The organism is Hyalangium ruber, assembly GCF_034259325.1.
In the GTDB taxonomy this organism is placed as follows: Bacteria; Myxococcota; Myxococcia; order Myxococcales; family Myxococcaceae; genus Hyalangium_A; species Hyalangium_A rubrum.
On record NZ_JAXIVS010000004.1, the window covers coordinates 461,395 to 484,648 of the forward strand.

The following is a 23,254-nucleotide window of genomic DNA, read 5'->3' on the forward strand; positions in this document are numbered from 1 at the left end:
CAGCCTCGAATCGCCCACCCAGGGCATGCCGTCAAGTTCGCGGCGACTGTTGAGCTTCGCGAAGCAGAGCGGAGGCGCAGGTGATGTTGCGCTGACCGTACGAGGCCAGCAGGTTGGCCATCTCCGGCAGCGGCAAGTGCTCGTCGCGCAGGGAGTTCGCCTTGAGGATCATCGGAAGGTTGACGCCCGCCAGCACCTCGAGGTTGCCGCGCTGGCACATCATCAACGATTCCTTACAGGGAGTGCCGCCGAAGAGGTCGGCCATGACGATGACACCTTCCCCGTCATCGACCTTGGCCACCGCCTGCTTCATCTTGACGCGCAGGTCCTCGACGGACGTGCCCGGCTCGATGTTGCAAGTAGCGACCGCGGGCAACTTGCCCACAATCTGCTCGGCGGTGGCAACCAGCTCTTCCGCCAGACGCCCGTGAGATGCGACGACGAGGCCGACCATATTCACTCCTCACCACCCCCCGAGGCTTGCGTCCTACGCCTGAATGCTACGACGTGCAACCCCGGTGAAAGGTTCCGCGCCCTTCGACCTGCTCCAGCCTACCCTCTTATCTTGAAAGGTAAGACTGCCCTCGGTTCCGCGCCCACTATTCCCAGGCCGGTAAGGCAAGGCGCCGTCGCCCACCGGACGGGGAAGCATCCCACAAGCCTCCCACAAGAGTGAGATGCCAGGCCAGGGCTGTAGATGCACCCCGAGGCCGATTTTCTGGCCCACACGCGGCGTTTGGCTGGAGGGCAGGCGGCCTTACGGCACCACGAGCCGGGCCCGCTGCGCCGCGGGGCGGATGTGGGCGGTGGCCCCCGCGTTGAAGGCCAGGAAGTCTTCTTCGACCCCATCGCTGAAGATGACGCCCCCGGAGGGCATGCGCGACTCGACCACCAGGGAGTGCTCGGCGGTGACGAATCCGTTGATCAGCTCCGCGGAGGAGTGACGGCTGAGGAAGGGCTCGCGCACGACGAAGGCCAGGCGCGGGTCCTCCCACTGCATGCTCCAGGTATTGCCGGGGGCGCCGCCCGTCCTCTCGGTGAGGCGCCGGACCAGGGTGAAGACGGAGGAGAGCCATCCGCTGGAGCCCGCTCCCGTGGAGACGAGCAGGCCGCTGGAGGACTGGACCTCGGCCGCGCCCTCGAAGCGCAGCCGGTAGCGGGCCGACACGTGCGTGCGCGCCCCCAGGAACAGGTCGTTGAAGGCCAGCAGCCGCTGCCCGTCCGCCAGCGCCGCCTCGGCGAGCGTCACCTCGCGCACCCGGGCCTTGGCCTCCAGCGTCCGCCGCACCGCCGCGTGGGCCTCTCCCACCTTGAAGGGCAGCAGCACCCCGTCGAAGCGGGAGGGGTCCGGGTTGACGCCCACCAGGGGCTGGCTTCCCACGTACTTGGCCACGTTGGCCACCAGCCCGTCCTGCCCCACCGCCACCACCAGCTCCTTGCCGGTGAAGAGAAAGGTGGGCACCAGCGCACGGTCCACCTGCTGCACGGGCAGCCCCAGCCCCAGCTCGCCGTGGAGCGCGTCGAGCGCACGGCGGTAGGTGTCGTCCTCGCGCGCGTAGTCCTCGAAGTCCTGCCCGGCGTGCTCCAGGTAGAAGCGCGCCTGGGCTCGGGTGTTCAGCCGCTCCACCAGCTCCGCCAGCCGCGTCTTGCGGGTGACGAGGACGATTTTCTCGAACATGGCGCCCTCACCTGCCGCCCTTGCCGTGGCGAGGCTCAGCATGCTCGCGCGTGGAGGGGCCCAACAGTCCGCTCAGCAGCTCGGGCGACATGTTCAGCTCGCCGATCTTCTGCGCGTTCTCGGCCATCTCCCGGAAGGCCAGGGCGATGTTGAGCTTGGGGTCGTTGCCGCCGCCACCCGCCGCCATCAGCGTCTTCCAGTCCACGTTACGCACCGGCGCCAGCACCTTCTCCAGCGCGTAGGCGCGCGCGTCGGCCGCCTGCTTCTCGTTCTGGCTCCAGCGCTCCATGAGCGCCGAGCGCTGCTCCTCCACGGCGATGTCGGCGGCCATCTGCGCCTCGCGGATCTGCCGCCGCTTCTCCTCCACCGCCAGCTCCGTGGACAGCTCGCTCTCCTTGATGCGGCGCTCCTGCTCCACCGCGGCGTTGCGGCGGCTGTAGATGGCCTCGTCCGCGCGGCGCTGCAGCCCCTCGCGCGCCTCGGCCTCCAGCGCCCGCGCCATCTCTGGCGTGGGCCGCACCGACAGGAGCGAGAAGCCCATCACCTCCACGCCCAGCAGGCGCACTGCCTCGGAGGCCCCCAGCGCAGCGAGTACCTGCCCCTCCACCACGTCCGCGCGCCCCAGCACCTCGCGCAGCCCCATGCCCTGCACCACCGTGCGCGCGCGCACCTGCGCCACCTGCACCAGGCGCTCCTCCAGCTTCTCCGGGTCGTTGGAGAGGTAACGGCCCGAGGGGGTGATGGAGTAGTCCAGCAGCGAGGCCAGCCGCTTCGGATCCGCCACTCGGTAGGTGAGCTGGCCCTGCAGCGTCACCGCCTGGAAGTCCTGGGTGATTTCGTTGAAGGCGAAGGGGACGTCCGCGCTCGCCAGCGGCACCCCCACCAACGTCGTCGTCGCCGCCCAATAGAAGAACGACAGCCCTGGCCCCTCCCGCTTCACCCGCCCGTCCTGGAACTGGATGACGTACGTCGTTGGCGCTGCCTTGATGTACCGGATGGGCATGGCCCCTCCCTTATCGTGTATTAACGACACCATCTTAGTGTCGAAATTACACGACCGCAACAGGAAGGGTGACCTACACGTCCTTACTTACGACTTACGGGTCGAGCGTCAGCTTGAAGGGCTCGCGCTGAACCTTCGCCAGGCAGGAGGTGTCGAGGGCCTTGGCCGAGGGCTGGCGAATGAAGCCGGTCATCAGTTGCATCACACACTGGAGCGCGGACTCCTGGAGGCCATGGCCCGCGAACGGCACCGTGACGCTCTTGGCCCCGGGGAGGATGCCCACCGCTCGCTCGGCCCAGCGGGGCGGGGTGGCAGGGTCCCACTGCCCGGTCACGAGCAATACCGGAGCGCTCTCCTTCAGCGGCGCATCGAAGTCCGTCGGCAGCTCCCCGCGCGGCCAGTGCTTGCACGCCCGGAGTTGCTGCCGGACCCGTCCGTCCCCCAGGAGCGTTCCGGCCGTCGCGCCCGGCACATCCTCCTCGCGAATGCGCCAGACATCCTCCGTGCAGGTCTGGGAGAAGAAGGCCCCCTCCCCCATCGACGCGAAGTCCTTGCGGCTCTCGTAGGCGAGCTTCGCCAGCGGCGCGAAGTCGCCCTCCCGCGCACGCCGCACGAGAGCGGGGATCAGCACCGCGCGATTGGGGGAGTAGAGCAGGCCGCGGACCGTCTGGCCGAAGAGGTCGCGCGAGAAGCGCACCGTCGTGGTCTTTCCATCCGGCAGGGTCAGCGGCGCCTGGACTGGAGCGCTGTCGAGGCGCGCGATGAGCGCGGTGATGTCCGCACGGAGCGCGGGCGTGGCGGCAGCGCACTCCTTGTCGGCCGCACACGCGGCGATCCACGCGGAGAGCGCATCCTCCGTATCGCGCGCGAACGGCAGCGGGGTCGACATGAAGGGAGGCACGACCCCATGCAACACGGCCGCGTGGACCTGCGCGGAGTAACGCCGCAGATACGCAATCGCCGTCCGCGTACCGTAAGACCCGGCGACCAGGGTCACCTTCGGAGAGCCCAGGGCGCTGCGCACCGCCTCGAGGTCATCCGCCGCGTACGTCGAGGTGTAGCGGGTGAGATCCGCGCGCGGCTCCAGCTCTCGGCGGCACCGCTCGACTCCAGCGAGGGGGAAGTAGTCGCCGAGGTACGACTGCGGATCTCCCGACTCGAAGAGCTCACAGTCGAGCGGCGCCGATTCGCCAGTGCCGCGAGGATCCACGAACACCAGGTCCCACTCACCTCGCAGGCCGGCGAAGTCCTGGCTCATCCAGGAGGCCGCGTCTCGCGCGGCCTGGCCCGGTCCTCCCGGCAGGTAGAGCACGGCGCCCGTGGCCGGTGCCGTGCCGCTCGCGCGCAGGCGCAAGATGCTCAGCTGGAGCGACCGTCCCCCCGGCTGCGCCGGGTTCTCCGGCACCGCGAGGGTGCCACACTCGGCCTCCTGGGGCGCCCAGGAGACGTTGCAGGGACGGAACGCCACACTGGCCTGGGCTCCAGGACCCGGCACCGCCTCGTCGCGCACTATGGGAGCTTCTCGCCTCGCACAGCTCGACAGGAGCGTCGCCGCACAGAGTGCCGCGAACCTCTTCGCAGTAGGGCTCATGACCCCATGGTAGGCATTTCTACATTATAGAAACCACCCAAAACGCCGCTCCCGTGCGCTGGGCGACTACCACCGCCCGCTGCTGCCTCGGCCCGAGGAGGAACCCCCACTGCTCCTGCTGGAGCTGCCGAAGGAGCTTCGGCTGCTGCTGCTGGAGCTCCGATTGGAGGAGCTCTTTCGGGGGATGCTCCGGGTGTACTTGTTCTCGTAGTTGCAGTGCGCGCAGCGCTCCGTCACCTCGGCCGTCCCGGAGCTGTGCTCGGTGGCGCTCACGAGCGTGCGCGAGGTGGTCTTCAGCGTCTTGGCCCGGCAGCTCCCGCACTTCGAGAACTGGGTGAAGATGGCCCCGTAGCGCAGCTTCTCCGTGTGGCCGCACCCCTCGCACAGCCACACGTCGTAGTCCACGCTGCCCAGCGACTCCTCCAGCCGCTCGGCGGCCGTCAGGTGCGCGTTGTCCGCGCGCTCGTCCAGCTTCACCATCTGTGTCGCGCAGCCGGCGCACTTGCGAGGCCGCCGCCGCAGCCACGCCCGCCCCGCCAGGCCGGTGAGCCCCAACGCGCCTGCCCCTCCGAGTCCCCAGGGGAACGCATCCCCCGAGGAGGACGTAGCAGACCCGGCGACATAGCTGTTCTGGTACGAGGAGGACGGGCTCGACACCGCCGAGCCGCTCAGCACGCGGCGGCTCAGCTCCTCGGCTCCGCTCACGATGGCACCCCGCGCGTCACCCCGGCTGAAGCCGGGGATGATGGTGTTCGACATGATGGCGTCCGTCCGGGAGGTCACCGAGCCGGGGTAGCCATCACCCACGACGATCTCCGCGGCGCGGTCGCTCAGCGCCACCAGGAACAGGACTCCTCGGTTGCGGCTGCCCAAGTCCACCCTCAGGTGGTTGAAGAGCCGTGTCGTGAAGTCGCGGGGGTCCTGTCCATCCAGGTTGTCCAGCACCACCACCACCAGCTCGCCGTTGCCGTGGCTCACGGCATCGATCCGCGCGATGTCGCTCTCGGACAGCGTCCCCGTCAGATCCAGCACCTGGTGGCCCGGACGGGGATCCGGCACGAAGTCCACGTTGAGCGCGAGCGCCGCCGGGGAGACGAGGAGCAACAGCGACAGGAGGAGACGGGGCATGTCCCCATCCTATCGCGACGGAGAGGTCACCACTCGACGCCGACGGCGAGGGCCAGGTCCGGAAACCCCTCGGAGTCCGGTCCCAGGGCGCCGAAGCCTTTGCTCGGCCCGTCCTCGCCCCGATACCAGAAGAAGGAGGGCCCCGCCCCCACCTCGGCGAAGATCCCGTGTCCTTTCTGCTTCCAGTCGCCGGGCTCCCACCGGAAGCGCCACCCCACCGTCAGCGACAGGACCGTCAACGAATCGCTCGGCTCGAACTCCAGAAGGTGGGTGCCGTGAAGCGAGAAGACAGGCCCTCGGTCGCCCGATGGGTACCACCGGAGGCCCCCACCCACGACCGGCACGTTGGGCATGCCGAAGGTGAGAAACCCGGCGACCTGTTCCCGCCGGACCTGGAGCTGTACTCCGAGCAACCCGTACGCGTGGCCGACGCCCACCCCCGCCCCAATGCCCCAGCGGGAGGGGGGCTCTTCGCGGGGCACCTCGGTAGCCCAAGCAGTGACGGAACTTCCCAGACACCCGAGGAGCCCCAGGCGTACCCCCAAGGCACCCCACCTCAGCGTGGCGAGTCGTGACATGGCCCTGCGCCTGAGCAAGCGCCGCGCCAGCGTGCCTTCCTGCGGCACAGGCGCACAGAGCCGCTGCTCACCTGCGACAGGCGTGTCACGGTGCTCGGAAAATCCCTAGGTGCGGTAGCGCGTCACCATGTCGGTGAGCTTGCGCGAGACATCCTCGAGCGCCACCGCCGCGCCCTTCGTCGTGTCGAGCTGCCGCTCCGTGTCCTCCATCATCGTGGACAGCTCGTTCACCGCCTCGAAGATGAGCCCGATGCCCGCGTCCTGCTGGCTCACCGCCAGGGCGATCTGCCGCACCGCCAGCGCGTTGCCCCGGATGATGGCTGAAATCTCTCGCAGGCTCTCGCCCGTGGCGCGCACCTGATCCAAGCCCAGCTGCATCCGCTCCGCGCCCTTCTGCGTAATCGTCACCGTCTCCGTCACCGAGTGGCCCACCGTGTCGAGCAGCTCCCGCACCCGCACCGTGGCCTGGATGGACCGGTCCGCCAGCGAGCGGATCTCCCGCGCCACCACCCCGAAACCCTTGCCGTGCTCACCGCTGCGCGCCGCCTCGATGGCGGCGTTGAGCGCCAGCACGTTGGACTGGTCCGCCAGGTCCTTCACCGTCCGGGTGATGTTGCCGATCTGCTGCGTGCTCTCGCCCAGGTGGCGGATGCGCTCGGCGATCTGCCGCACCTGGTCCTGCAGCTCCGCCATGCCGTTCACGCTCGAGGCGATGGAGGCCTCTCCCTCCCGACCCAGCGCGTCGGCGCGCTCCACCACCTTGAGCACGGCGTCGGCCCGCTGGGCGGCCATGGCGGAGGTCTGCCGCAGCTCCTCCGCCGTCACCCGCGTCTGCTGGAGCGCCATCGCCTGGGTGCCCACCGTGGCCTGCTGCCGCTCAGCCGAGAATCGCATATGTGTGGCCGACTCGCTCAGCGTGCCGCTCGAGGAGCGCAGCTCCTGATGGATGAGGCGCAGGCGCTCCACCATCTCGCGGAAGGCACCCGCCAGCTGCCCCACCTCGTCGCCGGAGCGCACCGGCACCACGAGCGTCAGGTCTCCGTCCTGGCTGATGTCGCGCGTCACCCGCGTCAGCTCCCGCAGGGGCCGCACGAGCGAGCGCCGCAACCCGAAGGCCAGGAGCAGCGCCACGGTGATGCAGCCCATCACCCCGACTCCGAAGATGCGCGCTCCCCAGCGGAAGTTCAGTCGCAGTTCCTGGAACGAGGAGCGCACGCGGGTCGCCTCCTGCTGGGACATGCGCTCCAAGAGTTGCTCCAGCTCGCGGGTCTGGTTGTGGAAGCGCGAGGCGATGCCCTGCGCCTCCTCTGGCTGGGGCTCGGCGGCGGCCGCGACGAGCGCCCGGCCCAGCCGCATGGCCTCGGCGAAGCGCTGCTCCAGCGCCTCCAGCCGCTCCTCCGGGTAGCCCTGCTCTTTCAGCGCGCCGAGCGAGTCGGCGAAGCTCTCCTCCAGCACGGCCAGCCGGTCCGAGGCATCGGGCGTGCTTCCCTCGAAGGCCGAGGCCAGCAGCACCGTGGTCTGCTGATGCACGGTGCGCAGCTTGAAGAGCGCCATGGCCACGGCGAAGGAGCGCTCCAGCGAGGACTCCACCTCGCGGGCAAGCCGGTTGGACGAGGCGATGTGCGCGCCCCCCAGGATGGCGAACGCCACCACGAGCAGTCCGAAGGACACATATACGCGCTGGCCGATGCTGGCCTTCATCCAGTCCCCAGCGTCCACCGAATGAGGGACCCGATGCAATAGGTAGGCTCATTTTTGCCGCGCGCGGCTGGTTGCCCGTACAGCCTGTCCGCCCCGCCTCCGAGGGGACCGTGGCCGTCGTGTCGCGCGACGGGACGTGCTACGTAGTCCTGTCACGCTCTTATGGCCACCCACGGGTGCGCCGGGTCAGGATGGGCACGTCATGGCTGCGCCCACCAACGAGGAGCACGTCCGGCAGGTGTACGGGGAGATTGCCCCCGCCTATGAGGTTCTTTTCCCCGCCCTCCATCGGTACGGAGACAGGGTCGAGCGTTTCCTCGCGGAGGCGGTGGCGCCTGGCTGCCGGGTGCTGGACGTGGGGTGTGGCACCGGGCTGCTGACCCGAGGGCTGGCGGACTCCGTGGAGGTGGTGGGGTTGGATCTGTCCCCGGAGATGCTCGAGCTGGCGCGACAGGGACGGCCCTCGGGCACGTGGCGGGTACACAGCTACCACGAGCCCCTTCCGCCCGAGTTGGGGCGCTTCGACGTGGTGCTGGCCATTGGCTGCCTGGACTTCTGTGAGGATCTGCGCCGGGTACTGGGCCACTTCAGCACCGCGATGAAGCCTGGTGCGAGGATGCTCTTCACCGTGCTCGAGCGCCGCCCGGGGCTCGAGGGGCATGAGGCGCCTCGCAGACAGGTGCAGACGGCGGGGCCTGAGGTGTGGCTCTCCTTCCCCTCTTTCGAGGAGACGGCCCTGGCGCTCACGGCGGCGGGGCTGCTGCCGCTGGGCTACACCCACGCCCCGGGCTGGGTACACCTCACCGAGCAGCGGACGATGTACTTCGGCTGGTGGGATGTGGCGCGGCGCTGAGCCCTGCCGCTCAGTGCTCACCGGTGAGCACTGAGCCCTCTGCTGGTCAGTGCTCACCGGTGAGCACCGAGCCCTCTGCTGACCAGTGCTCACCGGTGAGCTGACGTGCCAAGACAGGTGCATGCTCACCTACCCATGAGATAGGTTGGCACTCCTACCCTGGAGGCCCTCCGCATGTCCTCTGCGCCTGACGCGCATCCCCCTGCTCACCCCCAGGAAATGTGTATCGGCTCCTGGCGGGTGCTCGAATATGTGGGCGAGGGAAGCTATGGCGTGGTGTACCGCGTCGAGCCCGCCGAGGAGCGCCCTTCCGGTATCTGCGCGCTGAAGCTGGCCCTCCACCCGGGCGATGAACGCTTCGCACGCGAGCAGGCGTTGCTCTCGCGGCTCGACCATCCGAATGTGCCAGGGCTGCGTGGGGCGGGGGAGTGGATTGACGCGCAGGGCAAGCGGTTCCCCTACCTCGTGCTGCAATGGGTGGAAGGCTCACCGCTCTATGAGTGGGTACCCCACGGCAAGCTTACCTCACGCCAGGCGCTGCGCCTGCTGGCCCAGGTAGCACGAGCGCTCCAGGCCACCCACGCGTACGGCGTTCACCGGGACGTGAAGGGTGACAACATCCGGGTACACGCGGACGGCCATGCCGTCCTGCTCGACTTTGGAGCCTGCTGGTACCCGGGTGCCCGCCCCCTCACGGGTTCCACCCTTCCCCCGGGCACCGAGCCCTACCGCAGCCCTCAATTGCTGCGCTTCCGCTGCCAGTTACGCCGAGGCCTCGAGGCCCACTACACCTCGCGCCCGGAGGATGACATCTATGCTCTGGGGGTCATGGCCTACCGCCTCGTGACAGAACGCTACCCACCGCCTCGCACCGACCCGGATTGCTTGGATGATCCGGAGCGTTCACGCCCCGCGAGGCTGTTGGCCCCGAGTGACTGGGCAACAGTGGCCCCGGTGCTGGACCGCCTCATCCTGCGCATGCTCTCTGACGCGCCCGAGGCTCGCGGCACCGCCGGGCAGCTGGCCCAAGAGATGGAGGAAGCCGCGGCGAGCTCGGCTCCAGCGTTGGACAGGCCCATTGCGCCGGCCCCGTGCCAGCTGAAGACCGAGCGAGCCAGCCGCCCGGGTCCCCCTCGCGAGTGGACTCCGCTCCTGCGCCCTCTGTTGCTCGTAGCGCTTCTTGGGATGGGGGTGGTCCTCGCCTCACGCCCCTCGCCGCGTCTCGTGGCCCCCTTTCATGAGCCCAGCGAGGAACCTCCCGAGACAAGCCGGGATGGGGGCAGCGTGGCCCTGGGAAGCGCGGCCATCGCCTCCGCGCTGCCCGGCGGGGTCGGCCCCGTCGAGCTCCGCGCGGTGAGCCTCGACATGCCCAGCGGTCCGATAAAGGGGCAGAAGCGTGCCCCATGCGAACCTCGTGGACTGGTGGAGATCAACGGGGGTTGCTGGATCCGCGCGGAAGACTTCAAACCTCCGTGCGAGAAGGACTGGTACGAGTGGAAGGGCAGTTGCTATTGGCCGCAGATGGCTCGTGGGCGTCTGCCGACATCCGATGAGCAGTGAGCTTCAGGGCCTGTGCGAAGAGCCCGGAGGCTACTCCTTCTCGATGTCGCGGTCCCACAGCTGGATGCGCGGAATCTCTTGCTGGAGCCTCCGCGTCAGCTCGGCCGCGATGGCCACCGAGCGGTGCTTGCCGCCCGTACACCCCAGCGCCACCGTCAGGTACGCCTTGCCCTCCTTCTGGTAGCGCGGGAACAGGAAGCGGCAGAGGTCCACCACCTTCTCCAGGAACTGCTGCGTCTCCTCGCGCTCCAGCACGTACGCCGCCACCCTCGGGTTCTTCCCCGTGAGCCCCTTCAGGTCCGGCACGAAGTAGGGGTTGGGCAGGAACCGCACGTCCAGCACCAGGTCCGCCTGCGGCGGCACCCCGTGCCGGTAGCCGAATGACATCACCGACAGCGAGGGCCCCGCCGCCGGTTCCGGGCTGAAGCGCGCCTGCACCATGCGCTTCAAGTCGTGGACGTTCAGCGCCGATGAGTCGATGACCTGGTCGGCCAGCTCCCGCAAGTCGCGCAGCTCCTCGCGCTCGGCGGTGATGCCATCCGCCACCGTGCCCGAGGGCGCCAGCGGGTGGCGGCGCCGCGTCTCGCTGAAGCGGCGGATGAGGCTGTCATCGCTCGAGTCCAGGAAGAGCACCTCCACCTGGTGCCCGGCGCGGCGCACCTCGTCCAGCACCCGGGGCGCCTCCTTGAGGAAGATGCCCTCGCGCACGTCCACCACGAGCGCCATCCGCTCGATCTGCCCGCTGCCGGCCAGCTCCGTCAGCTTCGGCAACAACAGCACCGGCAGGTTGTCGATGCAGAAGAAGCCCGAATCCTCCAACGCCCGAATGGCCGTGGACTTACCCGAGCCGGACATGCCGGTGATGATCACGATGTGCTTGGCGGGGGCGCTCACTCGACTTCTTCTCCCAGCGTGCGGCGCATCGCCCCATCAGCGATGGCCCGGTTGAGCCGCTCGGCGAACTCCCGCGCCGAGTGGTGGCCTTGATGCTTGAGCAGCTGGTTGCGCGCCGCCACCTCGATGATGGTAGCCATGTTACGCCCCGGGCGCACTGGCACCACCGACAACGGCACGTCCACCCCGATGATGTCCAGGAACTTGTCCTCGACTCCCAGCCGGTCGTACTCCTGATTCGGGTCCCACTCGTGCAGCTCGATGACGAGCTCGATCTTCTTCTGCTCGCGCACCGCCGCCACGCCGAACAGGTCCTTGATGTTGATGATGCCCAGGCCCCGGATCTCCATGTGGTGCTTGATGACCGGGTTGCCCGCCCCGTAGACCGCGCCCGGCTTGCGGCGCGCCACGTCGACGATGTCATCGGCCACCAGCCGGTGCCCGCGCATCACCAGGTCCAGGGCGATCTCGCTCTTGCCGATGCCGCTCTTGCCCAAGAGCAGGATGCCCACGCCGAACACGTCCATCAGCACGCCGTGCAGGCTGCTCGTCTCGGTGAGCGCCTCTTCCAGGAAGCCCTGCACCTGCTGGATGAAGGTGCTCGACAGGAGCGGCGTCTTCATCAGCGCCAACCCCGAGTCCTCGCACGCCTCCACCAGCACCCGGGGAGGCTCCAGGTCCTTGGTCACCACCACGCACGCCAGCGCCGCGCTGAACAGCCGCATCAGCACCTCGCGCTGCTTTTCCTCCGACATGGTGCGCAGGAAGGAGATCTCCGTGTTGCCGAACACCTGCACGCGGTGCGGGTGCAGGTGCTCGGTGAAGCCCGTGAGCGCCAGGCCCGGCTTCTGGATGCGCGGGGAGTTGAGCGTACGTTGGAGCCCCCGCTCACCCGCCACGAGGGTGAGCTTGAGGTCGTAGTCGCGGTCCTCGAGGAGCGCGGAGATGCGGAGGGTACGGGTGGAGCTCATCGTCAGGAAGTGGATATCACCCGGCGGACCGTTTGAAATGTTCACGACGTGCAGCCCTCCCCCGCCCCCCCTCCCCACGTCCCTGTCGAGCCCCCGCTGGCGCAGGGTCTGCTGCTGATCGCGCTTGCCGTGGGGGCCGTCCTCCGGGTACGGCTGGCCCTCACGGACGACGGGCTGTACTGGCCGGATGAGATCTACCAGAGCCTGGAGCCTGCGCACCGTCTCGTCTTCGGTTACGGGCTCGTTGCCTGGGAGTTCATCGACGGGGCACGCAACTGGGCCCTGCCCGGGCTGGTGGCCGGGCTGATGGGGCTGGCGCGCGGGCTGGGGCTGGACTCGCCCGCTGGCTACCTGGGCTTCGTCAAGACGGCCTTCGCGCTGCTGGGCACCGCCACCGCCTGGGGCAGCTTCCGGCTGGCCCGGACGTATGGCGCCTCCCCGCTCGCCGCGGCCACGGGCGCCTCGCTGCTGGCCCTGGCCGCCGTGCCCCTCTACTTCGCCCCCCGCGCCATGAGCGAGAACGCCTCCGCCCTTCCGGTGGTGCTCGGGTTGGCGCTGGCGCTGCGCCCCGGGGCCTCGCGGCGGGCCCTGGTCCTGGGTGCCTCGCTGCTGGGGCTGGCCGTGCTGCTGCGCCTGCAGAGCAGCGTCTTCTGCGTGGGGCTGCTCGCGGTGCTCGCGGCACGACGGCGGTGGCGCGAGGTGGGCGTGGCGCTCGGCGTGCTCGCCGTGTGGGCTGTCCTCTTCGGGCTGCTGGACCGGCTCACCTGGGGCCGGTGGTTCCACTCGGCCATCGTGTACCTGGACTTCAATGTCCTGAAGCAGGGCGGCAGCGCCTGGGGCACCGCGCCCTTCAGCTACTACGGCCGGGTTCTCTTCGGCGGGATGCGCGGCGTCACGGTGGTGGTGGTGACGCTCGGGCTGCTCGCGCTGCGCCGGGCTCCAGGCCTGACGGCGATGGCGGCCTCCTTCTTCCTGCTCCATGCGCTCCAGCCGCACAAGGAGCTGCGCTTCCTGGTTCCTGTCTTTCCCCTGTTCACCGCGCTGGCGGGCGTGGGGATGGGGGTAGCGCTGGACCAGCTGACGTTGCCCCGCCTGCGCGCCGGGCTCGCCCTGCTGGTGGTGGGCGTGGGCGCCTTCTCCGCCCTCCGCTCGGGGAGCCTCACCTTCGGGGACCTGGGGCAGTACGAGGACGCCAAGCCCCGGGCGAGCGCCTATGACGACTCGGGCCCCGTCAACCGGCTGCTGATGGTGGCCGGGCAGCGCGAGGACACGTGCGGCCTCAAGCTCGAGGCCGTACACCTCGCCTGGAGCGGGGGCTACAGCTACTTCCACCGCCGCGTCCCCCTGTACCCGCACTTCGGGCCAGATCGCGGCTCGGGCCTCTTCAATTACGTCATCACCCACGCCTCCCAGGGCTTCGGGGGCGAGGTGGTGGCGCAAGAAGGGGACACCCTGCTGCTGCGGTTGCCGGTGCGCGCCTGTGCGCCCGACCCCGGCTACAGCTGGCGATTGCCGTGAGCCAACGCTTGCACGCGCGAAGCCGTTCCCAGCCGCGCCGTGGGTTGCTAAGCCCTCCTCATGTCCAACTGCCTGTTCTGCAAGATTCGCGACGGTCAGATTCCCGCCAAAGTCGTCTATCGGGATGAGGTGTGCATGGCCTTCGAGGACATCAACCCTCAGGCCCCCACGCACGTGCTCTTCATTCCTCTGCGGCACATCGCCACGGTGAACGACATCACCCAGGAAGACCGCGAGACGGTGGGCCACCTCTATACCGCGGCCGCCAAGCTGGCCCGCGAGCGCGGCCACGCCGAGCGCGGCTACCGCCTGGTGATGAACTGCAACGAGGACGCCGGGCAGACGGTGTTCCACATCCACCTGCACCTGGTCGCCGGCCGTCCGATGAAGTGGCCGCCGGGGTAGGCGCGAGGCCTCAGGTGCCGCAGCGCAGTTCCTTCGATGCGGGCTGACGCGGCGCCTGGAGTTGCTCGCCGCGCGTGGACCTCGGCAGCGCCAGCAGCAGCGGCTCGGACGCCGAGGGCACGCGCAGGTTCCACGTCTCCGTGAACGAGACACCTGGCGCGCGCCCCTCCACCGTATAGAGGCCTGGTGCCAGGCCCTCGACGTGGAAGCGGCCCGCCGCGTCGCTCGTCACCGTCACCTGCTCCTCGGCCGGCGCGTCCGCTCGCGTCTCCTGCTCCCATGCGCTCACGTGAGGCGTCAGCGTCAGCTCGGCCCGAGACAGCGGCGCGCCCGTGCCCTGGGCCACGGTGAGCCCGGAGAGCGACACCGCTTCCTCCAGCTTCAGGTGTACCGGTGTCCGGTTCCCGTCCAACGGGTGTACCAGCTCGCGCCACGTGGGCGCGAAGCCCTCCGCCCGCGCCACCACCAGATAGGCTCCGGCACGCGCTGGCATCAGCAGCCGCCCGTCATTTCCTGGAGCCCCCGCCGCCGCCATCCGCCAGTCCACCCGCCCCGTCTCCGGCACCCTGCCTCCACGCCGGTAGAGGCGCACCTGCGCACGCCCCGCGGGCCGCCCCCGGGCCGTCACCCGGAGCTCCAGCAGCCCGTCCGCCTCGCTGGCCGACTCGCCCACGGGCAGCGTTCGGGTCTCGTCCGCGGAGAACGCCAAGGCCTCGCCAGGCTCCTGGCCCTCCCCAGCACCGCCTACCACCGAGCGCTCATGCAGCTCGACCTGGTCGACCGTCCGCTCCGCGGCCCGGCCGTACAACGCCAGCCCCACGGCGGCGGCCACCACCGCCAGCACCAACGCCCCTCCCAGGTGTCCTCGCATGCCCACTGCCTTCAGTCCCTTCCTCGCCTCCGCCAGCGGCCTCCAGGCCCACGGCCGCCTCGGGCTTGCGCCGAGACGCTCCCATCAGGCCTCTCTGGGACCTTTTTGACCAGCAACAATATGGCACAAACCCGCCTTCCTCCGGGGAGACCCTCAAGGGCCTTTCCGCCCGTCCGCCCCTCGACCCGTGGCCCTAGCGGCGCAGTTCGGTGACGCCGAACGCGTGCGTGGGCAAGGAGGCTCCGCGGCGCCCCTGGAGGAAGCCCTCCAGCCCCAGGCGCGTCACCACGCCCACCCGCGCCCCATCCTCCACCGCCAGTACCCCCGTGGCCTGCAAGTCCAGGGTCGCCAGCGCCTCGGACACGGGCGCATCCGCCGGGAGCACGGGTCCCGCATCCATTAATACCTGCACCGTGGCCCCCTCCCCCGCCTGGCGCAGGCGCTCGCCCAGCGCGCTCGCCACCACCACGCCGAGCAGCTTGCCCGCCGCGTCCCGCACCGGCAGCGCCGTCGCCTTCGAGGAGAGCAGGCGCGCACGCAGCGCCTCCGCCGGCATCTCCGGGAGCACCGGCTCCTCCCAGACGACCAGGGCGCGCACCGGCGAGCGGCGCAGCACCAGGCCCTCCTCCTTCGTGCGCGCCGCCCTCCGCTCCACCAACACGTGGCAGAGCGCCGAGGCCAGCGTACACGTCACCATCAGCGGCAGGATGATGGCGTAGTTACCGCTCAGCTCGTACACCATCATCATCCCCGTGAGCGGTCCGCGCGTCATCGCCGCCACCGCCCCGCCCATGCCCACCATGGCGTAGGCCCCGCTGGGCGCCGTGACTCCCGGCAACATCGCGTGCAGCACCTCGCCGAAGGCCCCGCCCGCCATCGCGCCAATGACTGTCACCGGGAAGAACGTCCCCCCCGAGCCTCCCGAGCCCAGCGTCAGCGCGGTGGCCGTCAGCTTGAGCACGCACCCCGAGGCCAGGAGCGCCAGCGACAGCCCACGCACCAGCGCGTCGTTGGCGAACTCGTGCCCCGTGCCCCACACCACCGGGTGGGCCAGCGCCAGGATTCCCACCAGCAGCCCTCCGAGCGCCGCCCGCACCGGCAACGGCTGCTGCCCCAGCAGCTCCGAGAGCCGCCCGGGCCGCCGGCCCTGGAAGAACTCCTCCACGCCGTGCAACGCCTGGATGAACGTGTACGCCAGGCCGCCGCACACCAGCCCGAGCAGCCCGTAGAAGACCACCTCCCAGCCGCTCACCATCGTGTACGCCACGCGCTCGAGCATCGCCGCGCTGCCCATCACGCCTCGCCCCACCATGGTGGCGGTGACGCTGGCGAGGATGATGGGAGAGAAGACGCGCAGCTGGAACTCGCGCAGGAGGATCTCCATCGCGAAGATGGCGCCGGCCACTGGCGCATTGAACGAGGCGGCGATGCCCGCGCCCGCGCCGCTCGCCATCAGGATGGCCAGCTCCCGCTGGGTGAAGCCCAGGGTGCGCCCCACCTCGGAGCCGAAGGCCGCGCCGCCGTAGACGATGGGCCCCTCGCGCCCCGCCGAGCCACCCGTGCCAATCGTCACCGCCGAGGCCAGGAGCTTGAGCAACCCATCCCGCGCCGGCAGTCGCCCCTGGCGCTCCACCGCGTTCACCACCTCCGGCACGCCGTGGCCGTGCGTCTCCGGCCTGTCGCGCAGGAGCCGCCCCACCATGGCGCCGCCCAGCGTCGGCAGCAGCAGCACGAACCAGGGCGGCAAGTGCTCCAGGCTGCGGCTCGCGCCGGGCGCGTGGCCCAGCATCGAGTTCACCGCCGCCAGCCCCACCAGCGGGTAGTAGAGCGACAGCGCTCCCAGCACCAGCAGCGCCAGCACCTCCAGGCGGCGCCGAACCACCTCCCGACCATCGCCGGGCTCGATGAGGCGAGCCAGCCCCAGCGCCGCCAACCCCAGGGGAACCCCGACGATGATGAACTCGAAGTGCCAGCGCGCCTCCGTGAGCGCCTCGGACAGGAGCAGCCGCGCCTCCGAGCCAGGCCGGAAGGCCTCCACCAACAGCGGGAAGCCGAGGCTCAGCCCCCGGACGAGCGCGATGAGGTTGGCGAAGAGCCCGGCGGCCAGGCCGCTGTAGACCCCCACCACCGCGCCCGCCACGGGGAGCACCGAGGGTCCTGGCAACCGCAGTTGCTGGATTGCCGCCAACAGCCGCCGCACCGCGTCCCGCTGCCAGGCGCGCAGCTTCGAGGAAACCGACATGGGCGTTCAGCATGACACACCGTGTCGGAGAGGACAGGCCGGACTTCGGCCCACCCCGGGGAACGTCGGGCGGTGGACCCAGCAGCCAGCCGACCGAGCCCTTGCCCTCGGGTGGTCGCCTCCACCTCCGTCCCTACCTTCGTTCAGAGGCAGCACCACCCTGGATGAGGAGGATGGGATGAAGGGCTTGTTGCGAGGCATGGTGGCGGTGGGATTGCTCGCGGGCGGCGTGCTCGGCGTCGGCTGCGGGGACATGGGCCAATCCGAGGGCTCGAACACCCAGACTCCCATCAACCAGGCCAACAAATCTCCGGCCGCCGAGGCCTCGCGGCCCGCCGGGGCACAGCTGCCGCAGGCGCCCGGCGACACCGAGGACACCTGGCGCGAGCGCCCCGGGCACTCCCAGACCCCGAAGCTGTTCAGTGAGGACCTCCCCGGCCAGGAGCGTGAGGTCTCCATGGGCGGAGGCACCGCCGCGCCCGCGCAGCAGGAGCCCCCGGTGAGCCCGGCCTATGGAGGCTCCGGTACCACCGAGCTGCCTCGGGAGGAGCTGGGGCTGGGGCTGGCCGACAGCTACCAGGGCGCGGCCACCCCGCGGCAGGAGCGCTAGCGGGCCCGGGGCGCGAAGAGGCGCGCTCCGGAAGGGGCCAGCGCCATCTCCATGGGCAGGCCGTAGAGGGCCTCGAGCCGCTCACGTTCCAGCACCGTGTCCACGGGCCCCTGCGCCAGCGCGCGGCCATCGCGCAGCAGCAGCACGTGGGTGGCGAAGGCAGCGGCGAGGTTGACGTCATGCAGCACCGCCACCGCGCCCAGGCCGGAGTCCACCCGCGCGCGCACCCGGGCGAGCGCCCCCACCTGGTGGGCCACGTCGAGAAACGCCGTGGGCTCGTCCAACAGGAGCAGCGCCGGCTCCTGCACCAGCCCGCGCGCCAGCAGCAACATCCGCCGCTCGCCGCCCGACAGCTCCTCGCCCGGCCGGTCCGCCAGGTACGCCACGCCCAGCTCCTCCAGCACCGCGCGCGCCAGCGCCACGTCCCGCTCGGAGGTGAGCCCCCACAGCCCCAGGTGCGGGCTGCGACCCATCAACACCAGCTCCAGGCCGCTGAAGCCCTCCGCCGGCTCGAAGGTCTGAGGCACCCATGCCACGCGTCGGGCCAGCTCCCGCGCGTCCCATCGCGCGCGCTCCCGCCCCAGCAGCCGCACCGTGCCGCGCGTCCACGGCAGCATGCCCAGCACCCCACGCAGGAGCGTGCTCTTGCCCGTGCCATTGGGGCCGAGCACCGCCCACAGCTCGTGGGCGCGCACCGTGAGGTCCACGCCCTGGAGCACCGGCGCCGCGCCATAGCCGGCCAAGAGGCCCTGGGTGTCGAGGAGCGCTTCCACCGGCCTACGGAGAGCCCGTCGCGGTCTGGATGTCCTTGCGCAGCTTCTTCACCCGGCCGAGCACCTCTTTGTCACCCGAGTCCCCGACCTGCTCCACGTCATTCTGCAGCGTCTCGTAGCGCTTGCAGAGAATGCCAATCTTGGGGCTCTCGCACGACTGGACCTCGGTGAGCTTCTGGAAGGCCCGGCTCGCCAGTCCCCACTCCTTCTGCAGCTCGCTGGCTTCCTTGCGCGCCGGCTTCTTCGAGGGGCGCGCGGGTGCCTTCTTGGACGAGGGGGCCGATGTCGGCGAGGCCATCAGGGGGACGAGCATCTCGTCCTCCATCATGGGCTCCTCGGCCTCGGGCGTTTCAGCACCGGGCGTCGCGGCCTCCGCCACCGCGGGCGCCTGCGCGCCGCCAGGCGTGGGAGCCGCTTCAGCCCCGGGCGCCGAGGCACCCGCCCCGGGAACCGGAGTCAGCGGCGAGCGCCCAAGCGCCGACTTCGGCGGTGGGTTCACCGGCACCGGCTTGAAGTTCAGCAGGGGCTTGAGGTGGGGGAACGCCATCGCCATGGCCCCACCCGTGATGCCCAGCACCAGGACCGTCACCAGGAGCCATCCCCAGGAGCGCTTCTTGGCGGGCGCGGCCTTCTGCGGGCGCTTGGTGTCGTCGCGGTGGATGCGGCGCGTGTTCTCGCCCGGCCGGGTGGGAATCGGCGTCTTCCGGGTGTCCTCGCGTGGATCCCTTGCCTCCAGCCCGTCCTCCTCGGGAGCTGGCGCGGGAGCGGACTCGGGCTCCACCGCGCGTACCGGACCGCTTCGAGGCGAGGTGCCTCCCCGAGTCACTGGCGCCATCCCCGGAGAGGACAGGCGCGGACGGCGCGCGTTCTTCGGGCGCGACACCCCGGAGGACTCCTCCAGCGTGCCTCCCACGATGATTGGATCCGGCGCATCCGGGACAGGCGGAGCGCTCAGGGCGGCCTCATCGAGCATGACGCGCGGCTGCGTGTCCTCGGGGATGGCCGGGTTGGCGGCCATCTGGTAGCTCGGATGCGTGTCATCCATGCCCGGCCGGTTGGAGCCCGTCGGAGGCAGGGTGTCGCTCGGGAGCAGCTGCAGCAGGGCCTCCGCGGAGAGGGGCGCCGCGCTCCCGGCCTCGGCCAGCGCCGCGCGGGAGGCGGAGACGCGGCCGGACTCGCGCACGGGCGGCAGGGTATCCATGGCCGAGGTGGAGGTCCGCGGCCCCTCGGGAGGAGGCGCGCTCCGAGCCTCCGAGGCCTCCCGCTGCGAGGGCGCCTGCGTGGGAGCGGAGAACCAGGCCGGTGGCGGAGGCGCGGCCGGGGCGGGCGTGGGCTCGGGAACGAAGGGCGTGGGAATCTGGATCGTCGGCGCGTTGGCGCGAACGGTGTCCGTGCTCCGGGGCTCGGGAGTCAGCGCGCTGGCGGGTACTGGAGGAGGCGCCGCCTGCCGTGGCGGCTCCGGGGGCCGGGGCGCGCTGGCGGCCGGGGGTGGCGCGGGGGGGCGCGCGCTGGGGCTGGCCGCCGGGGGAGCCGCGCGCGGAGCTTCCAGGGACCGGGGAAGCTGCGGGCTGGTGACCGCCGGGGGAGGAACCCCGGGCGGGATGGCGGCCGCCGGCACGAGCGGAATCGGCACCTCCACCGTCAGCGCCTGGGAGCGCGACGCGGACGCGGCCACGGCCACGGCCAAGGGCACCGGCGGCGGGGGGCGCTCGGGAGCCTCGGGGCGCATCTCCACGGAGGCGGTATCGGTCGTGAGGGAGGTGGCGGACAACGCGGGCCGCGAGCGGGACCGGGGTACCTCGAGCGCCTCGACGGAGGCCGCGGGGCGCGTCTCCTCCAGCGGCACACCGGGCCGGGTATCGCCCTCGTTCACCGGGCTGCCGTCACGGCCGCGCGGCGTGGGCTGGAACGAGAGCGGCTCGACGGGCCCATCCAGCTTGATGGTACGCGGGGGCAGCAGGGGCTTGGGGAGCCGCCCCGCCGGGTCCGTGGACTCCTCGGAGCGCGAGGACTCCTCGTTGCCCGCGCGCGGCACGTCCTTGAGCTGCGCCAGCATCTTGCGCTCGCTCTGGTACTCGGCGGAGAACAGGTCGCGCATGAAGCGGGTGACGCTCTCGGGCCCCGCGCTCGGGTCGATCTCCAGCAAGCAGCTCTGCAGCCTGCCCCGGAACTCCTCGGCCGTCTGGAAGCGCTGCCCCGGCTCCACCGCCAGCGCCTTCATCACCAATTGCGCCACCGCCGGCGGAGTCATCGGCTCCACTTCGCTCAGCGGGGTGATGCGCGGGTTGGCCACCACGGACATCAGGTCGCCGGCGTGGACGCTGTCGAAGGGGTTCTTGCCGGAGATGAGCTCGTAGAGGCACAGCCCCACCGCGTACAGGTCGCTGCGGCGGTCCACCTGCTGGTGGCGCGCCTGCTCCGGCGACATGTAGAGGAACTTGCCCAGGATGATGCTCGGGTTGGTCTTCGCCGCAGACAGCCGGCTCTTGGCCAGCCCGAAGTCGATGACCTTCACCTCCCCCTCATAGGAGATGAGGATGTTCTGCGGGGAGATGTCCCGGTGGACGAGGTGGATCTCCTTCTCGTCGTCGTCGCGCTTGCGGTGCGCGTACGCCAGGGCGTCCAGCACCCGCGCCATCACGAACAGGATGAAGGTGAGCGGCAGCGGCATCTGCCGGTCCCGCACCCGCCCGGCCACCTTGCGCAGGTCCTTGCCGTCCACGTACTCGAGGGCCATGTACGCCTCGCCCTCGTGCAGCCCCATGTCCAGCACCTGCGCGATGGAGCCGTGGCTGAGCTTCACCAGCGTGCGCGCCTCGCCCACGAAGCGGTCGACGAACTCCGTATCCTCGGCCAGCTGCGGGAGGATCTTCTTGATGACGCACAGCTTCTCGAAGCCCTGCGCGCCCTCCAGCCGTGCCAGGTAGATCTCCCCCATGCCCCCCGTGGCGAGGTGGGACAGGAGCGTGTACCGGCCGAACGGTTGCGGCCGGAAGGGACGCAGCCGGGCTGATGGCGAGGAAGAGGTCATTCGGTCTGGGAGCCCAAGAACCTCGCATTCAAGCCGGTTCGGGCCTACCTCTTCAACCGGTCAACCGGACGAAGGCGTCCAGATGGCCGATCCCACCCTACTTGACTACGCCGGGGTTGGTGAGCTGGGGGATGTCCTCCTCCAGCACTTCGAAGGCCGCCATCTTCTCCTTGGGGGCCCGCAAGAGGCGCTCTCCCAGGGGCATGACGTCGAAGCGGGCCCCCACGGAGGCCAGCGTCTTGCCCGTAATCAGCACCTGGCCAGGGGCGGCGGTGGCCGCCAGCCACGCGGCCACGGGCATCCCCTCGCCCACGGCGGTCAGGTCCAGGCGCGGCTCGAGGCCGATCATCCCCACCAGCGCCTTGGTGGTGTGGATGCCGATGCGCAGCTCGCACCGCTCGTCCGGGGGCCGGCGGGACATGGCCCGCTCCCAGTCCGCCTGGATCGCCAGCCCCGCCCGCACCGCACGCACCGCGTCATCCGGCTTGCCGTAGGGCACGCCGAACAGGGCGCGCACGGACTCGCCGATGAACGTCTCCACCGAGCCCTCGAAGCTGAAGAGCAGCCCGCCCATCTTCTGGTGGAAGTCATTGAGGACGGCCGTGGCGCGCACCGGGCCCAGGCGTGCGCTCAGCGCCCCGAAGCCCGCCAGCTCCGCGTGCAGCACCGTGAGAGGCCGCTCCTCCAGCCCCGGCAGCCGGCCTCCGGCACGCTGGGCCTCGCCGGCGCGGCGCTCGGCCACCTCCGGCGCGTGGAAGCGCTCCAGGGTGCGGCGAAGGCCCGTGCTGGCCCCACCCCCGCCGCTGCTCTCCTTGTTCGAGAAGCGCTGCAGCCCGCTGGCCACCAGGTGCGCCACGGCGGTGCAGGCGTCGAGCATGATCTCCAGCGTCGTCTCCCCTTCGGCCGGGGTGTTGACGTAGAGCACGCCCGAGAAGGGCGCCTCGCGGCCGATGGGGATGCACAGCACCCGGTCCACGCCGTAGAGGATGACGCTCTCGCGGCCAGCGAAGCGGCGGTCATCGCGCACGTCTCCCACGGCCAGCGCGCTGCCCTGGCGCAGGGCCTCCTCGACGATGGCGTCCGAGACGGGCACCTCGCCCTTGGCGAGCTTGCCCCGGTGGCGCACGGCGGCGGGCACGAACACCCCGCTGGAGTGGCGCAGGAGCACCACCGCCGTGGTGGCCTCGGTGCGCTCGATGACCCGGTCCATGGAGGACTCGAGGAACGACGTGAGCGTCTCGGCGGTGGCCAGCGCCTCGGCGGTGCGGAACAGCAGCACCAGCGTCTCGTAGGAGGCCTTCGGAGAGGCGCTGCTTGGCGACAGGGGCGAGGGGCCGGACTGGGCGTCGTCGAACGGGACGGGCGCGAAGTTGTCCAGCGCCCGCAGCACGTCCAGGTCCTTCACGTTCTTGGCGAGGATGACGGAAGGGCTGACGTCCTCCCCGTGGCCGAAGCGGCGCACGCCACCCGCGCCCAGGTCCACCATCTCCGTGGCGGCGCTCTCCACGGTGTGCGGCTGGCGGATGGCCAGGGAGTTCTCCCCCAGGGAGACGGTGTCTCCGGGAGTCAGCTCGCGGCTGCCCTGCAGGGGGATGCCGTTGACCCGGCTGCCGTTGCGGCTGCCCAGGTCCTCGATGCGCAGCGAGTCGCCCTCCACGAGCAGCCGGGCGTGCTTGCGGGAGACGAGGTCGCCTCCCAGCACGATGTCGTTCTCATCCGCCCGGCCAAGGCTGGTGGCTCCTTCAGGTAAATCGTAAGGAGTGTCGAAGTAGCCTGGGCCGTTGATGATGATCTGCCACATCGCAAGCCAGAGATTACACGACCCGCTGTGCTTCCGAGGAAGTTCT

General features: G+C 70.5%; 19 protein-coding genes. 5 read left to right on the forward strand and 14 right to left on the reverse strand.

Annotated elements, in window-relative coordinates:
• Positions 1 to 31 precede the first annotated feature (31 nt).
• From SYV04_RS14100 to SYV04_RS14130, 7 genes are all read right to left on the reverse strand, one after another.
• Complete coding sequence (locus SYV04_RS14100) at positions 32 to 454, reverse strand: PTS sugar transporter subunit IIA (RefSeq protein WP_321546260.1); 423 nt, start codon at positions 452 to 454, stop codon at positions 32 to 34.
• A gap of 303 nt (positions 455 to 757) precedes the next feature.
• Positions 758 to 1,678, reverse strand: a complete 921-nt coding sequence (locus SYV04_RS14105) for a diacylglycerol kinase catalytic domain-containing protein (protein ID WP_321546261.1) — start codon at positions 1,676 to 1,678, stop codon at positions 758 to 760.
• 7 nt (positions 1,679 to 1,685) lie between these two features.
• Positions 1,686 to 2,681, reverse strand: a complete 996-nt coding sequence (locus SYV04_RS14110; RefSeq protein WP_321546262.1) for an SPFH domain-containing protein — start codon at positions 2,679 to 2,681, stop codon at positions 1,686 to 1,688.
• A gap of 94 nt (positions 2,682 to 2,775) precedes the next feature.
• Complete coding sequence (locus tag SYV04_RS14115) at positions 2,776 to 4,149, reverse strand: alpha/beta hydrolase (RefSeq protein WP_321546263.1); 1,374 nt, start codon at positions 4,147 to 4,149, stop codon at positions 2,776 to 2,778.
• Between the two features lie 189 nt (positions 4,150 to 4,338).
• On the reverse strand, positions 4,339 to 5,400 hold the full coding sequence (locus tag SYV04_RS14120) for a TPM domain-containing protein (protein ID WP_321546264.1): 1,062 nt from the start codon (positions 5,398 to 5,400) through the stop codon (positions 4,339 to 4,341).
• A 26-nt stretch (positions 5,401 to 5,426) separates the two neighbouring features.
• Positions 5,427 to 5,978, reverse strand: a complete 552-nt coding sequence (locus tag SYV04_RS14125; RefSeq protein ID WP_321546265.1) for a hypothetical protein — start codon at positions 5,976 to 5,978, stop codon at positions 5,427 to 5,429.
• A 105-nt stretch (positions 5,979 to 6,083) separates the two neighbouring features.
• Positions 6,084 to 7,679, reverse strand: coding sequence for a methyl-accepting chemotaxis protein (locus SYV04_RS14130; RefSeq protein WP_321546266.1), 1,596 nt, complete (start codon positions 7,677 to 7,679; stop codon positions 6,084 to 6,086).
• A 202-nt stretch (positions 7,680 to 7,881) separates the two neighbouring features.
• Here SYV04_RS14130 and SYV04_RS14135 point away from each other — a divergent pair, with 202 nt between their 5' ends.
• Positions 7,882 to 8,532: a class I SAM-dependent methyltransferase gene (locus SYV04_RS14135; protein ID WP_321546267.1), complete on the forward strand. Its 651-nt coding sequence runs from the start codon at positions 7,882 to 7,884 to the stop codon at positions 8,530 to 8,532.
• Positions 8,533 to 8,706: 174 nt separating this feature from the next.
• Entirely contained in the window at positions 8,707 to 10,092 is a 1,386-nt protein-coding gene (locus SYV04_RS14140) for a serine/threonine protein kinase (RefSeq protein WP_321546268.1), read from the forward strand.
• A 30-nt stretch (positions 10,093 to 10,122) separates the two neighbouring features.
• Here SYV04_RS14140 and rapZ read toward each other — a convergent pair whose 3' ends face one another.
• Both rapZ and hprK read right to left on the reverse strand, forming a co-directional pair.
• Positions 10,123 to 10,986: an RNase adapter RapZ gene (rapZ, locus tag SYV04_RS14145; protein ID WP_321546269.1), complete on the reverse strand. Its 864-nt coding sequence runs from the start codon at positions 10,984 to 10,986 to the stop codon at positions 10,123 to 10,125.
• Positions 10,983 to 11,957 carry an HPr(Ser) kinase/phosphatase gene (gene hprK / locus SYV04_RS14150; protein ID WP_321546270.1) on the reverse strand — a complete coding sequence of 325 codons (975 nt, stop codon included), beginning with the start codon at positions 11,955 to 11,957 and terminating at the stop codon, positions 10,983 to 10,985. The genes rapZ and hprK overlap by 4 nt, the downstream gene beginning before the upstream one ends.
• A 48-nt stretch (positions 11,958 to 12,005) precedes the next feature.
• On the opposite strand from hprK, the gene SYV04_RS14155 reads away from it, so the two are divergent.
• Both SYV04_RS14155 and SYV04_RS14160 read left to right on the forward strand, forming a co-directional pair.
• A complete protein-coding gene (locus tag SYV04_RS14155; protein ID WP_321546271.1) occupies positions 12,006 to 13,475 on the forward strand; it encodes a glycosyltransferase family protein in 1,470 nt (489 codons plus the stop codon).
• A 60-nt stretch (positions 13,476 to 13,535) separates the two neighbouring features.
• Positions 13,536 to 13,880, forward strand: coding sequence for a histidine triad nucleotide-binding protein (locus SYV04_RS14160; protein WP_321546272.1), 345 nt, complete (start codon positions 13,536 to 13,538; stop codon positions 13,878 to 13,880).
• Between the two features lie 10 nt (positions 13,881 to 13,890).
• Here the strand turns inward: SYV04_RS14160 and SYV04_RS14165 are convergent, their stop codons facing one another.
• Both SYV04_RS14165 and SYV04_RS14170 read right to left on the reverse strand, forming a co-directional pair.
• Positions 13,891 to 14,751, reverse strand: a complete 861-nt coding sequence (locus SYV04_RS14165; protein ID WP_321546273.1) for a carboxypeptidase-like regulatory domain-containing protein — start codon at positions 14,749 to 14,751, stop codon at positions 13,891 to 13,893.
• 193 nt (positions 14,752 to 14,944) lie between these two features.
• Complete coding sequence (locus SYV04_RS14170) at positions 14,945 to 16,993, reverse strand: chloride channel protein (RefSeq protein WP_321546274.1); 2,049 nt, start codon at positions 16,991 to 16,993, stop codon at positions 14,945 to 14,947.
• A 178-nt stretch (positions 16,994 to 17,171) separates the two neighbouring features.
• Here SYV04_RS14170 and SYV04_RS14175 point away from each other — a divergent pair, with 178 nt between their 5' ends.
• The gene (locus tag SYV04_RS14175; protein ID WP_321546275.1) at positions 17,172 to 17,603 is read left to right on the forward strand and encodes a hypothetical protein; all 432 of its coding nucleotides are present in this window, start codon (positions 17,172 to 17,174) and stop codon (positions 17,601 to 17,603) included.
• On the opposite strand, the gene SYV04_RS14180 is transcribed toward SYV04_RS14175, so the two are convergent.
• The 3 genes from SYV04_RS14180 to SYV04_RS14190 form a co-directional block, all read right to left on the reverse strand.
• Positions 17,600 to 18,376, reverse strand: coding sequence for an ABC transporter ATP-binding protein (locus tag SYV04_RS14180; protein ID WP_321546276.1), 777 nt, complete (start codon positions 18,374 to 18,376; stop codon positions 17,600 to 17,602). The genes SYV04_RS14175 and SYV04_RS14180 overlap by 4 nt on opposite strands.
• A 4-nt stretch (positions 18,377 to 18,380) precedes the next feature.
• Complete coding sequence (locus SYV04_RS14185; RefSeq protein WP_321546277.1) at positions 18,381 to 21,407, reverse strand: serine/threonine protein kinase; 3,027 nt, start codon at positions 21,405 to 21,407, stop codon at positions 18,381 to 18,383.
• A gap of 97 nt (positions 21,408 to 21,504) precedes the next feature.
• Positions 21,505 to 23,208 (reverse strand): FHA domain-containing protein, encoded by a 1,704-nt coding sequence (locus SYV04_RS14190; RefSeq protein ID WP_321546278.1) that lies wholly within the window; start codon positions 23,206 to 23,208, stop codon positions 21,505 to 21,507.
• Positions 23,209 to 23,254: the final 46 nt, after the last annotated feature.

Coding starts and splice junctions, on each gene's coding strand:
- SYV04_RS14100 (WP_321546260.1), bottom strand. CDS start 454: ATGGTCGGCCTCGTCGTCGCATCTCACGGGCGTCTGGCGGAAGAGCTG.
- SYV04_RS14105 (WP_321546261.1), bottom strand. CDS start 1,678: ATGTTCGAGAAAATCGTCCTCGTCACCCGCAAGACGCGGCTGGCGGAG.
- SYV04_RS14110 (WP_321546262.1), bottom strand. CDS start 2,681: ATGCCCATCCGGTACATCAAGGCAGCGCCAACGACGTACGTCATCCAG.
- SYV04_RS14120 (WP_321546264.1), bottom strand. CDS start 5,400: ATGCCCCGTCTCCTCCTGTCGCTGTTGCTCCTCGTCTCCCCGGCGGCG.
- SYV04_RS14125 (WP_321546265.1), bottom strand. CDS start 5,978: ATGTCACGACTCGCCACGCTGAGGTGGGGTGCCTTGGGGGTACGCCTG.
- SYV04_RS14130 (WP_321546266.1), bottom strand. CDS start 7,679: ATGAAGGCCAGCATCGGCCAGCGCGTATATGTGTCCTTCGGACTGCTC.
- SYV04_RS14135 (WP_321546267.1), top strand. CDS start 7,882: ATGGCTGCGCCCACCAACGAGGAGCACGTCCGGCAGGTGTACGGGGAG.
- SYV04_RS14140 (WP_321546268.1), top strand. CDS start 8,707: ATGTCCTCTGCGCCTGACGCGCATCCCCCTGCTCACCCCCAGGAAATG.
- hprK (WP_321546270.1), bottom strand. CDS start 11,957: ATGAGCTCCACCCGTACCCTCCGCATCTCCGCGCTCCTCGAGGACCGC.
- SYV04_RS14160 (WP_321546272.1), top strand. CDS start 13,536: ATGTCCAACTGCCTGTTCTGCAAGATTCGCGACGGTCAGATTCCCGCC.
- SYV04_RS14165 (WP_321546273.1), bottom strand. CDS start 14,751: ATGCGAGGACACCTGGGAGGGGCGTTGGTGCTGGCGGTGGTGGCCGCC.
- SYV04_RS14170 (WP_321546274.1), bottom strand. CDS start 16,993: ATGTCGGTTTCCTCGAAGCTGCGCGCCTGGCAGCGGGACGCGGTGCGG.
- SYV04_RS14175 (WP_321546275.1), top strand. CDS start 17,172: ATGAAGGGCTTGTTGCGAGGCATGGTGGCGGTGGGATTGCTCGCGGGC.
- SYV04_RS14185 (WP_321546277.1), bottom strand. CDS start 21,407: ATGACCTCTTCCTCGCCATCAGCCCGGCTGCGTCCCTTCCGGCCGCAA.
- SYV04_RS14190 (WP_321546278.1), bottom strand. CDS start 23,208: ATGTGGCAGATCATCATCAACGGCCCAGGCTACTTCGACACTCCTTAC.